This window comes from Streptomyces sp. NBC_00620 (assembly GCF_026341825.1).
GTDB lineage: Bacteria > Actinomycetota > Actinomycetes > Streptomycetales > Streptomycetaceae > Streptomyces.
In genome coordinates this window covers 1,568,230-1,580,544 of the sequence record NZ_JAPENY010000002.1, presented here as the reverse complement: position 1 = coordinate 1,580,544, position 12,315 = coordinate 1,568,230, and the positions used below count along the sequence as shown (strand labels likewise).

General features: G+C 70.9%; 9 protein-coding genes. 5 read left to right on the top strand and 4 right to left on the bottom strand.

Going from position 1 to position 12,315, the window contains the following annotated elements:
• The first annotated feature begins 58 nt into the window (after positions 1-58).
• Positions 59-937, top strand: a complete 879-nt coding sequence (locus tag OG246_RS26410) for a hypothetical protein (RefSeq protein ID WP_266468636.1) — start codon at positions 59-61, stop codon at positions 935-937.
• Positions 938-1,214: 277 nt separating this feature from the next.
• On the opposite strand, the gene OG246_RS26405 is transcribed toward OG246_RS26410, so the two are convergent.
• Complete coding sequence (locus tag OG246_RS26405) at positions 1,215-1,397, bottom strand: hypothetical protein (RefSeq protein WP_081223009.1); 183 nt, start codon at positions 1,395-1,397, stop codon at positions 1,215-1,217.
• A 103-nt stretch (positions 1,398-1,500) separates the two neighbouring features.
• Positions 1,501-2,544 carry an acyl-CoA desaturase gene (locus OG246_RS26400; RefSeq protein WP_266468628.1) on the bottom strand — a complete coding sequence of 348 codons (1,044 nt, stop codon included), beginning with the start codon at positions 2,542-2,544 and terminating at the stop codon, positions 1,501-1,503.
• 247 nt (positions 2,545-2,791) lie between these two features.
• Between OG246_RS26400 and OG246_RS26395 the strand changes: the two genes are divergently transcribed.
• The 3 genes from OG246_RS26395 to OG246_RS26385 all read left to right on the top strand — a co-directional run bounded on the left by OG246_RS26395 (position 2,792) and on the right by OG246_RS26385 (position 8,356).
• Positions 2,792-5,644, top strand: a complete 2,853-nt coding sequence (locus tag OG246_RS26395; RefSeq protein WP_266468625.1) for a DEAD/DEAH box helicase — start codon at positions 2,792-2,794, stop codon at positions 5,642-5,644.
• Entirely contained in the window at positions 5,641-6,924 is a 1,284-nt protein-coding gene (locus OG246_RS26390; RefSeq protein ID WP_266468621.1) for an SWF or SNF family helicase, read from the top strand. The genes OG246_RS26395 and OG246_RS26390 overlap by 4 nt, the downstream gene beginning before the upstream one ends.
• Positions 6,925-7,012: 88 nt before the next feature.
• Positions 7,013-8,356 (top strand): esterase-like activity of phytase family protein, encoded by a 1,344-nt coding sequence (locus OG246_RS26385; RefSeq protein WP_266468617.1) that lies wholly within the window; start codon positions 7,013-7,015, stop codon positions 8,354-8,356.
• 69 nt (positions 8,357-8,425) lie between these two features.
• On the opposite strand, the gene OG246_RS26380 is transcribed toward OG246_RS26385, so the two are convergent.
• Positions 8,426-9,046, bottom strand: coding sequence for a hypothetical protein (locus OG246_RS26380; RefSeq protein ID WP_266468614.1), 621 nt, complete (start codon positions 9,044-9,046; stop codon positions 8,426-8,428).
• Positions 9,047-9,517: 471 nt separating this feature from the next.
• Positions 9,518-10,684: a xylose isomerase gene (gene xylA / locus OG246_RS26375; RefSeq protein WP_266468609.1), complete on the bottom strand. Its 1,167-nt coding sequence runs from the start codon at positions 10,682-10,684 to the stop codon at positions 9,518-9,520.
• 184 nt (positions 10,685-10,868) lie between these two features.
• On the opposite strand from xylA, the gene xylB reads away from it, so the two are divergent.
• Complete coding sequence (gene xylB, locus OG246_RS26370; protein WP_266468606.1) at positions 10,869-12,314, top strand: xylulokinase; 1,446 nt, start codon at positions 10,869-10,871, stop codon at positions 12,312-12,314.
• Position 12,315: the final 1 nt, after the last annotated feature.

The following is a 12,315-nucleotide window of genomic DNA, read 5'->3' as shown; positions in this document are numbered from 1 at the left end:
CAAGGGCCTTCCGGTCGCATTAGGGTGCGCCGACGGATGTAGCAATGGGGAGGCTGGGATGGCCGGGACGGACGATGACGCCATCGCCACCGTGGACGACGACGCGCTGTACGTGCTGACTGCCGTGCTGCTGACACCGGCGAAGTTCCCCAGTGTGCTGGGGGACGACTACCCGGCGGCCTGCGCGGCACTCGACCTGGCACCGCTCGCCGACGGATACGGCCTGGTACTCGGCCAGGACAGCGAGGGCGCCCGGTGGACGGTCGTCATCGACGACGTCTCGCTGGTCGCCGTCGCCATCGCCTCCTGGGACTGCGGAATGGAGCACGATCTGTCGCCGGACGAGCGCACGGTCGTCTCCGCACTGCCCGGCTGGCCCCTTGATGTCGCCGTCTCGGCTCCGGGAGTGCCGGCCCCGCACGACCCCGGGCCCGAGCTCACGGAACGGCCCCCGCTGCGCCCGCCGGACACCACCATCTGGGGCCCGGCTCAACGGCGTCTCGGCGCCGACGAGATCGCGCTGCAGTGGGCGATCTGGCGGGAGCAGATCAACGACGCGGATTTCGCGAAGTCGGACGCCAGGACAGGGACCGAACCGGACGCCGGGGCGCAGACCGAAAACGCCTCTGAGGATGCTCAGGAGCACCCCGAGAGCGCCGACGGCGAGGCACCCAGCGGCATTCGCCGGGTGCTGGCGGAGGCGCGCTCCTACGTGGACACGCCACCCCCGCTCGGCCGCGTCCGCTCGTCCTTCGCCACGACCGACGCACGGACCCTGCGCGCCGACGGCCCCGGCTGGTCCTTGGTCGCCAGGACCGACGACATCGCCTTCGTCCTCCTCGACGAGGAGCCCGGAGAAGTCCTGCCCGTCGGCCGCGGGCCGGAGCTGCCCGGCCTCCTGGAGGCCCTCGACAAGCTGGCGGTACGCCCCAGCTGAGCGGCCGCGCCGAGCGATGCCCCGTTTGCGCGGCCCTTTGTCAGTGGGCCTTGTCAGCGGCTCTCGTTCAAGTTGACGGGAAAGGCGCCCATCGCGATGTCATGGCCCTCGCGCGCGCTGAGCGTCGAGGTCGGCCCGCCAGGAAGTGCGCTCGGCTCACCCCGTCGGTAAGCCGAGCACGCATCACCGCTCGCGGATCATGCCGATGGCAGGCCCACGAGTGGCGATGCGCTCGACTCCGGCGCGCTGGGCGGAGACGTACCAGGTCGGTGGCGCCTCAGCGGCCGATCTCCTTGCGTGTGACTCGGCGCAGCCTGCGCCGCTGCGAGGGGTCCAGCGCCAGGTATGCGGCCGCCGGGACTCCCAGCACGATCAGGAAAGCGGCCCACCAGGGCAGCCAGATCAGCAGGATGAGCCCGACCGCCACACCCCCTGCGGCGATCTTCGCGTTCTTCGACATGTGTCGCCTCCTTTGCGGCTACTGCCGCTCTCTGTCCTGAGAACGGGTCCGTGCCTCCCACGGTTCCGGAACGAGACCCTGATACGACCCTGAGGCCTGACCCCTAGCCAACCCTGAGAGGTTCTCCGACCTCGTGCATGTGGCTCAGGGCCTGCCGGTAGGAGTCGACGAGCCCGGTCTCCACATAGGGGATACCCAAGTCTCGGCAGTGTGCGCGCACCAGCGGCTGCGCGAGTCGCAGATGGGGGCGGGGCATGCTGGGGAACAGATGGTGCTCGATCTGATAGTTGAGGCCACCGAGAAACCAGTCCGTCAGGACGGCACCGCGGACATTGCGCGAGGTGAGCACCTGACGGTGCAGATGTCCCCAGCGATCGCCCTCCGGGTCGGGCATCTCCATGCCCTTGTGGTTGGGCGCGAAGGCCATGCCCAGGTGCAGACCGAACAGTGCTTGGTGGAGGGCGGCGAAGGCGAGCGCCTTGCCCAGGGACATGGAGGTGAGCAGCAGGGCCGCGTACGCGACGACGTGGATCACCAGCAGCAGTGCTTCCACGGTCCGCTCACGTGGCGGCTGCCGACGAAGGTCCTGGAAACCGTGCACCTTCAGCGCGACGCCTTCGAGAAGGGTGAGCGGAAAGAAGAGCCAGGCCTGGTTACGAGTCAGCCAGCGGCGGAAACCGGCCCTCCCCCGGGCCTGCTCGCTCGTGAAGACCAGGATGTCGGCGACGACGTCCGGGTCCTTGTCGATGTGGTTCGGGTTGGCGTGGTGGCGGTTGTGCTTGTCGTTCCACCAGGAGTAGCTCATCCCCAGCAGCAGATTGCCGTGGAGCAGGCCGATCAGACGTCCGGCGGGCTTGTTGCCGGTGATCTGGGAGTGGCCCGCGTCGTGGCCTATGAACGCCGTCCGGGCCGAGAGGACGGCCAGGAGCGGAGCGAGGAGCAACGTCCACCAGGAGTTGCCGGTCAGGACGACGGCGGTGACGACGGTGGCCAGGGACAGCGCGTTGACGGTGATCGTGAGCGCATACCAGCCATGGCGCCGCTTCAGTAGGCCCTCGCCCTTGACGGCTCGCAGGAGGGGCGCGAAGTCACTTCCCGGGGCCGTCCCGGGCGGATGTTCCGCGACGGCTGCGGCAAGCTGGGGCATGGCGGGTCTCCGGTCTCTGGAGAAACGGGTTGACCTGATGAAACGTACGAATGGGTGACCCTCGGCGACCATGGCGCCACCACCCGGGTTGGTGCGGGGGTCTCCCTCGCACGTCAGGGGGGTTGCCTACACCCCCTGGCATGTAGTGACCCACGCCACGACTCCACCGTGCTCGCCCGTCGCCCGGAGTGCTGTACCCTCGGCGACCGGCCCCCCGGTAGTCAAATTTGAGGAATGCATCATCGCTGTGCAGAGGATTCCTGCTGCAACTCCCACCGAGATCGCTGAACTGGCCCGCTGCTGTGCCGTGTTCGTGCCCGCCGATCCGTCCCGCACCGGCTGCGTCGCCTTCTGGCACCCGGACGGCGACGCTCCTCCTGTGGTGGCGTCCGGCTCCGCCGAGGATCTGGCCGTCGTCCTGCCCGCGGGTGAGGGCGTCGACCTCGTGACCGTACCCGCCGTGCTCCTTCCCGTGCGCGCCGCGCTCCCGGTGCTCACACGCGCGCGTGCCGCCGCGCAGGCTCACCGGGCGACCTCGTTCTGGGGCGCGGCCGCCGTGCTGGCCCTCCAGCTCGCCGCGCGCGGACTGCTGTTGCCCGGACTGACCCCCGACGACCACGACGCGTGGCGCGCAGGCCCGCTGTCGGCGGACGACCCGGAGCGGATCCGTGAGCTGGCCGCCGCGATGCCGCCCCAGGCGCACGCGGTGCCGTTGGACGGTGCCGGACCGCTGAGGCTGCCCGATCCGGAGCGGCTGTTGCGGGCCTTCCTCGACGCGGTCGCCGACGCACTGCCCCGCTCGCCCGCGGCGGCGCTCGTGGCGGGCGGTCGGGCCTTCGCCGCGCCGGAGCCGCAGCACGTGCCCGAAAAGCGCGCCTGGGCCGCGGACATCGCCGCGGGGCACGACGCGGACGTACGGATCTCCCTGCGCGTCGAGGTACCGGGACTCGCGTCGGCCGTGTCGGACGAGACCCGCCTGCAGTTCCACGTGGTGCTGCAGGTGCACAGCGTGAGCGATCCGACCCTCGTCGCGGACGCATCCGCCGTCTGGGCCGGGTCCTCGGCCTTCGGCCCGCGCGCGCGGATGGACGCCTTGCTCGCACTGCGCCGCGCGGTCCGGGCCTGGGCCCCGCTGACTCCCCTGCTCTCGGCAGCCGTGCCGGACGCCGTCGAACTCGCCGACGAGGAGGTCACTGAACTACTCGGCGAAGGCGCCCGCATGCTGGCGTTCGCGGGCGTCGACGTGCACTGGCCGAAGGAGCTGGCACAGAAGTTGACCGCACGCGCGGTCATCGGTCCGCCGGACGAGGACAAGGGCCCGGTCAAGGCCTCGTCGGACACGCCCTCGTTCCTTTCGGCAGACGCGCTGCTCGCCTTCAACTGGTGGTTCGCGCTGGGCGATCAGCAGCTCACCCGGCAGGAACTGGACCGGCTCGCCGAAGCGAACCGGCCCATGGTGCGGCTGCGCGACCAGTGGGTGCTGGTCGACCCGCAGGAGGTGCGCCGCGCCCAGGCCCAGCAGGACCGCAAGGTCACACCCATCGACGCGCTGAGTGCCGCCCTGACGGGCTCGACAGAGGTCGACGGCCTCCGGGTCGACGTAAGGCCCACGGGGTGGCTGGCGACGCTGCGTGAGCGGCTCGCGGACCCGGAGGCGCAGGAGCCGGTCGGGCAGCCCGCGGCGCTCGCCGCGACGCTGCGGGACTATCAGCTGCGGGGGCTCAACTGGCTCGCCCGGATGACCTCTTTGGGACTGGGCGGCTGCCTCGCCGACGACATGGGCCTGGGCAAGACGATCACGCTGATCGCCCTGCATCTGCACCGGCAGAGCGACGATTCGGCCGCGGGCCCCACACTCGTGGTCTGCCCGGCCTCCCTGATGGGCAACTGGCAGCGGGAGATCGAGAAGTTCGCCCCCGGCATCCCCGTACGGCGTTTCCACGGCTCTCGGCGCAGCCTGGAGGCCCTGGCTGGCGGGGAGTTCGTCCTCACGACGTACGGCACGATGCGGCTCGACGCGCCACGGCTCACCGAGGTGACGTGGGGCATGGTCGTCGCCGACGAGGCCCAGCACGTGAAGAACCCCTACTCGGCGACGGCACGGGCACTGCGCACGATCGGCGCACGCGCGCGTGTGGCGCTCACCGGCACCCCGGTGGAGAACAACCTCTCGGAGCTGTGGGCGATCCTCGACTGGACGACTCCCGGACTGCTCGGCAGGCTCGGCACGTTCCGTACGCGGTACGCGCAGGCCGTCGAGGGCGGCCAGGACCCCGCGGCGGCAGAGCGGCTCGCCCAGCTCGTACGACCGTTCCTGCTGCGCCGTCGCAAGTCGGACCCGGGCATCGCGCCCGAGTTGCCGCCGAAGACCGAGACCGACCGTGCCGTGTCGCTCACCAAGGAGCAGGCGGGGCTGTACGAGGCCATGGTGCGCGAGACGCTCGCGGAGATCTCGGGCGCGGACAGCATGGCGCGGCGCGGACTGATCGTGAAGCTGCTGACCGGACTGAAGCAGATCTGCAACCACCCGGCGCAGTTCCTCAAGGAGGACCGGCCGAAGATCCCGGGCAGGTCCGGGAAGCTGGAGCTGCTCGACGAACTGCTGGACACCATCCTCTCCGAGGGGGCGAGCGTTCTGGTCTTCACGCAGTACGTGCGGATGGCGCGTCTCATCGAGAGTCACTTGGCGGCGCGCGGAGTGTCGACCCAGTTCCTGCACGGAGGGACTCCCATCAACGAGCGTGAGGCGATGGTGGACCGCTTCCAGGCGGGCGAAATCCCTGTCTTCTTGTTGTCGTTGAAGGCGGCGGGGACGGGGCTGAACCTGACGCGGGCCGAGCATGTCGTGCACTACGACCGCTGGTGGAACCCAGCCGTCGAGGCGCAGGCCACGGACCGCGCGTACCGCATCGGGCAGAGCCGGCCCGTGCAGGTGCACCGGTTCATCACGGAGGGGACCATCGAGGACCGGATCGCCGACATGCTGCGGCGCAAGCAGCAGTTGGCGGACGCGGTGCTCGGGGCCGGGGAGGCGGCGCTCACGGAGCTGACCGATGCCGAACTGGCCGACCTGGTGGAGCTGCGAGGGGGCACACGATGACGGATCGGAACAAGGAGCGCACGTTTGCCGCGCTGCCGCCCGCGCCCGGGCGGGGTTTCGCGCAGACCTGGTGGGGCCGGGCCTGGCTGCAGGCCCTGGAGGACGCGGCGTTGGACTCAGAGCCGGTGAAGACGGGACGCAGGCTCGCGCGCGGGGGTGCGGTGGGCGCCGTCTCGGTGCGTCCGGGGCGCATCACGGCCGTCGTACAGGACCGCGACGGCACTGCGCACCGGGCGGACGTGCTGCTTCAGGAGCTGTCCGAGGATCAGTGGGACCGCTTCCTCGGCATGGCCGTCGAACGCGCCGGGCACATCGCCGCGCTCCTCGACCGCGACATGCCGCCGCACCTGGTCGAGGACGCGGCGGCCGCCGGTGTCGAACTCCTGCCGGGACTCGGCGATCTGGAGGCGGAGTGCGGCTGCGGCGCCTGGGACCACTGCGGGCACACGGCCGCGCTCTGCTACCAGACGGCGCGGCTGCTGGACCAGGATCCGTTCGTTCTGTTGCTGATGCGGGGGCGGGACGAACGCACCCTGCTGGACGAGCTTCAGTCGCGCGGCAGCGCCCTCGCACAGGAGCCGACGGAAGCGCCGGACCTCCCTCTGGAGGGCGTGGACGCCACCGAGGCGTACGCGGTCGGAGGTATCCTTCCGCCGCTGCCGCCCCTTCCGGTGTTGCCCGAGAGGCCGGGGCAGTCGCCTTCCCTGGACACGGAGGCCGCTCCGCCGGCCGAAGTCGACCCGGCTGCCTTGGAGTTCCTGGCAGCCGCGACCGCGGGCGAGGCGTATCTGCTGCTCGCCGAGGCGCTCCGTTCCGGGCACGGACAGCAGGCTGTCGAGGCGGAACCGACGCTCGCCCAGGATGCGGTGCGGCTGGCCGCCGGCCGCCCGGAGAGAGCGATCGCCCAGCGGCTCGCCGACGGCTCGGGTCGCGACCGCGAGGAGCTGGAACTCGCGGTACGGGCCTGGCGGTACGGGGGTGTCGCCGCACTGTCCGTCCTTGAGGACGACTGGACCGTGGAGGCGGAATCGCTGGCACGCGCGCGTGCCGCCCTGGAGTCGGCCTGGGACGAGGGCGAGCGGCCGCGGTTGCGTGCCACGCGCAACCGCTGGACCACGGTCGCGGCGGCGACGCAGTTGCGGCTGGGGCGCGACGGACGGTGGTGGCCCTACCGCAAGGAGCGGGGTCGGTGGAGCCCCGCGGGACCGGCTGCCGGGGATCCCGCGACGGCTCTTGCCCTGATGGAAGGGGACCCGAGCGGCGACCCGATGACTGGTTGACGCGCCACGTTCATCCTGGGGTCATGCGGCGTTCGGTGCCGGGGCGAACTGTGGCCGCTGTCACCGAACTTGTGCCCCAGGAGGCCAGATGTCCCCGCACGCCGTCGGCCGGCGCCGCGTCCACCGATCCGTCGCCACGGGCCTGCCGCTCGCTGTGGTGGCCGCCCTCGTGGTGGCCGGTACGGCGAGCGCGGAGGGCTACCCGTCGCAGCCGAGGGTGACGCGTACCGCGACGCTCGGTGACATCCCGCTGGGCACGTTCAGCAACGCGCTACTGCCCGGCACCGTGACCGACGACCGAGGTGTGGACCTCGGTGGCATCGGCAGCGACATCTACCCTGCCGGGCGCAAGGGCGAGTTCTGGACGGTCACCGACCGCGGGCCCAACGGCCAGATCAAGGTGGCCGGCACGAAGCGCCGCACGTTCCCGGTGCCCGGCTTCGACCCTGCCATCGTGAAGATCCGGGTCTCGGGTGACACCGTGAAGGTGCTCGACGCGATCCCGATCACCACGTCCGGCGGGAAGCCGGTCACCGGGTTGCCCAACCAGGCGGGGCGCGACGAAGCGCCGTACTCCTATGACGCGCAGACCCCGCTCTCGTACAACCCGAACGGTGTCGACACCGAGGGCATCGTGCGGGCCGAGGACGGCACGTTCTGGCTCGTCGACGAGTACGGCCCCTCGCTGATCCATGTCTCCGCGCGCGGGAAGGTGCTCACGCGTTACGTGCCCAAGGGGCTGAACCTGACCGGCACGGACTACCCGGTGGTCGAAGCGCTCCCGTCCGTTCTGCTGCACCGGAAGATCAACCGCGGCTTCGAGGGGCTCGCCCTGCTCCCCGGCGGTGACCTGGTGGTGGCCGTCCAGAGCCCGCTCTCCCTGCCGGACGGCGACGCGGGGGACGCCTCGCTCACGACGCGGCTGCTGCGCTTCTCGCCGAAGAAGCGGGCCGTCACCGCCGAGTACGCGTACCGCTTCGACCCGGTGAACGTGGTCGACCCGAGCGAGGACGACACCTCCGAGCTGAAGATCTCCTCCGTGGTGGCCGTCGGCCGCGACAAGCTGCTCGTCGAGGAGCGCACCGACAAGGCGGCGCGCCTGCAGACGGTCAAACTCACCAGCAGCGCGAACATCCTCGGCGGCCCGTGGGACAGCGACACGACGTCCCCCTCCCTGGAGCAGCTCGACGACCCGGCGGCCTCCGGCGTCCCGGTACTGCGCAAGAGCCTGGTCGTGGACCTCGGCACGGTCACCGGAGTGCCCGGCAAGATCGAGGGCGTCGCGCGCGTGGACGACAACACGCTCGCCCTCATCAACGACAACGACTTCGGGATGACGGACGGGACGGGCGCGTTCGACGCGCAGGGCCGACTGGTGGACAGCGGAATCGAGACGACCGTCACCTACGTGCGGCTGCCTCGCGGTATCTGACCTCCGGAGAGCCGTTTTCGTGCGGCACGCGCGCGTGAGCCATGAACAACGGCCACGCACGCGTGCCGCTCACGCCAGCGGCTTGGTGAGTTTGTGGGTGCCGCTGCCGATGTCGGCGGCCAGGCTGCAGGCGACGTTGTCTATGCCGATCTCGTAGCCGCCGGGGTCCGGGTACTGCACGAGGGTGCCGCGTACGGTGCCCGTGGGCTGCTGGGCCGCCTTGCGTTCCAGAGGGGCTTCGCACAGGGCCGACGCGGCCTTCTTGAGCGCGGCCTCCGTCGTGTAACTGCCGTTGAGCTCGGCCACCTTCACGACCTCGGCGTCATGCGGTGTGCCGCAGGAGCGCTTGGCGGCCTGCCCGGGCAGGCTGTCGTTCGTGTCGAAACAATCGCCTGTCCTCAGCAAGTAGAACGGCACTTCGTCGTCCGCCAGGCTCGGAATGAGCGACTCCAGGCCGCTCGGCAGCTCCGAGGGCAGGGACGGCAGTTCGCTCGGCAACTCTGAGGGCAGCGACGGCAGTTCGCTGGGCAGTTCGGACGGGATGCTGAACGACGGAGTGGGCGACCCCGTGCTCCCGCTGCTCTCGGTGGGTGACTTCTTGTCCTGATCGCCATCACCGTTGGTGGCCACCAACGCCACGGCGACGATGATTCCGACGCCCACGATTACGGCGAGCAGGAGGAACAGCAAGTTGCGGCGGCGCCCTCCACGATGACCGCCGGGCCCACCTGGTGACCCGGGGGGTTGTGGTGGCTGCCAGCCGCTCCCGCCCTGTCCGGGCGGCCAACTGCCACCCTCCGAAGGCGGACCGTAGCCGCCGGAGTCACCTGGAGGCGGGCCATAGCCGCCGGAGCCGGCGGGTGGAGGCCCGTAGCCTCCTGACGACGGTGGGCCGAAACCACCGCCTCCGGAGGGCGGTGTTTCTCCCGGCGGCCGAGGAGGCTGGGGCGGTAAGGGCGGCATGGCCATACCGTCAAGAGTCGCCTCGAACCGGTCATGAGGCGACCCCTGTGCGGAAGTTGATACGGACCCATGCCATGGATCACACGATTCCGGAGAATTGCGCGCAGAGATCACGCGCAGAGATCAGCACGCGCGGAGATCAGCAGAAGGAAGCGGGGGCTCGCACCCACCAGGATGCGGCCCCGCTCTCCCCCCGGTTCAGCCTCGCGCACCCAGCAGATGGTCCATGGCCAGCTGGTCCAGATGCTCGAAGGCCATCCCGCGCGCGGCGGCCGCCTCCACGTCGAAGTCCTCGAAGGACGCGCGGTCCGCGAGCAGCCCCTTGATGCCGTCCGCGGCGGTGGGCTGCGCCAGCTCGTCCAGGCGCGAGGCGCGCAGCGCGTCCTGGACCTCGGGGTCGGCACGGAAGGCGGCCGTGCGCTCGCGCAGGATCAGGTAGTTGCGCATGCAACCCGTAGCCGACGCCCATACGCCGTCGAGGTCCTCGGTCCGCGGCGGCTTGAAGTCGAAGTGCTTCGGCCCCGCGTAACCGGCACTCTCCAGGAGGTCGACCAGCCAGAACGCGGAGCGCAGATCACCCGCCCCGAAGCGCAGGTCCTGGTCGTACTTGATGCCGGACTGGCCGTTGAGGTCGATGTGGAAGAGCTTGCCCGCCCACAGTGCCTGCGCGATGCCGTGGGTGAAGTTCAGCCCGGCCATCTGCTCGTGCCCGACCTCGGGGTTGACGCCGTACAGCTCAGGACGCGCCAGGCGCTCGATGAACGCCAGGGCATGGCCGACCGTGGGCAGCAGGATGTCGCCGCGCGGCTCGTTCGGCTTCGGCTCGATCGCGAACTTCAGGTCGTACCCCTGGTCGATCACGTACTCGCCGAGAAGGTCGAAGGCCTCCTTCATGCGGTCAAGGGCCACGCGTACGTCCTTGGCCGCGCCGGACTCGGCGCCCTCACGGCCGCCCCAGGCAACATACGTCTGGGCGCCCAGTTCGACGGCCAGGTCGATGTTGCGGATCGTCTTGCGCAGGGCGTAGCGGCGTACGTCGCGGTCGTTGGCGGTGAACGCTCCGTCCTTGAAGACGGGGTGCGTGAAGAGGTTCGTGGTGGCCATCGGCACCTTCATGCCGCTCGCGTCGAGGGCCTGCCTGAACCGCTTGATGTGGGACTCGCGCTCGCTGTCCGAGGACCCGAAGGGGATCAGGTCGTCGTCGTGGAAGGTCACTCCGTAGGCGCCGAGCTCGGCCAGGCGCTGCACCGACTCGACCGGGTCCAGGGCGCGCCGGGTGGCGTCGCCGAACGGGTCCCTTCCCTGCCAGCCGACGGTCCACAGGCCGAAGGTGAACCTGTCCTCGGGGGTGGGCTGGTAGTTCATATCGCGGCTCCTCAGCTTGCGCCGACTATTTCGTCATGGCGCTTAACAAATTAGTATGCGGAGGCGTCTCTGGGAAGAGACAAGGTGTCTCAGCACAAGCTCAAGGTGCGAAACCCGGGCCACAGTGGTCCGGAGCACCCGAAAACAGGCCGATCCCGCGGAGCCGCGGAAGAGGGAGAACCCGATGTCAGCAGCCGAGGGTCCGCTCGTCGTCGGGGTGGACTCGTCCACCCAGTCCACCAAGGCCCTGGTCGTCGACGCGTCGACCGGACAGGTGGTGGCGAGCGGACAGGCGCCGCACACCGTCACCACCGGATCGGGCCGCGAGAGTGACCCACGGCAATGGTGGGACGCGCTCTGTGAGGCGCTGCACCAGTGCGGCGACGCGGCGCGCGAAGCCGCGGCGGTGTCGATCGGCGGCCAGCAGCACGGGCTGGTCACGCTCGACGCCCAGGGCGAGCCCGTACGCCCGGCCCTGCTGTGGAACGACGTACGGTCGGCGCCGCAGGCCCGCCGGCTGGTCGCGGAGCTGGGCGGCCCGAAGACCTGGGCCGAGCGCACCGGCAGCGTGCCGGGTGCCTCCTTCACGGTCACGAAATGGGCCTGGCTGGCCGAGAACGAACCCGCCGCCGTCCACGCGACCGCGGCCGTGCGCCTGCCCCACGACTACCTCACCGAACGCCTCACGGGACAGGGCACCACCGACCGCGGCGACGCCTCCGGTACGGGCTGGTGGGCATCCGGGACAGAGGCGTACGACGACGAGATCCTCGCCCACGTCGGCCTCGACCCTGCCCTGCTCCCCCGCGTCGTCCGGCCCGGCGAGGTGGCCGGAACCGTGCACTCCAGGGGTGGGCTGCCCTTCTCCAAGGGCACGCTGGTCGCCGCCGGCACCGGTGACAACGCGGCCGCCGCGCTCGGGCTCGGGCTGCGCCCCGGCACTCCGGTGCTGAGCCTCGGCACCTCCGGCACGGTGTATGCCGTCTCGACGAGGCACCCCGCCGATCCGACCGGCACCGTGGCGGGCTTCGCCGACGCGCGCGGCGACTGGCTCCCGCTGGCCTGCACGCTGAACTGCACGCTCGCCGTGGACCGCGTCGCCGCGCTGCTCGGCCTCGACCGCGAGGCCGTCGAACCCAGTAACGGCGTGACGCTGCTCCCCTACCTGGACGGTGAGCGCACCCCGAACCTGCCGCACGCCTCGGGGCTGCTGCACGGCCTCCGGCACGACACGACCGGCGGACAGCTGCTCCAGGCGGCGTACGACGGCGCGGTCCACTCCTTGCTGGGCGCCCTCGACCTGGTGCTCGACGCGGACGCCGACCGCTCCGTGCCGCTGCTGCTCATCGGAGGTGGCGCCAAGGGCGCGGCCTGGCAGCAGACCGTACGCCGTCTGTCGGGGCGGCCCGTTCAAGTACCGGAGGCCAAGGAACTGGTCGCCCTTGGCGCCGCCGCTCAGGCGGCCGGCCTGTTGACCGGTGAGGACCCGGCCGCGGTCGCCCGCCGCTGGAACACGGCCCGTGGGCCCGTGTTCGACACCGTGGAGCGGGACGAGGAGACGCTCGCGAGGATCGCCGGGGTACTCTCCGACGCGGCCCCGCTGCTGGAGCGGGAGCCGGACAAGCACTGAC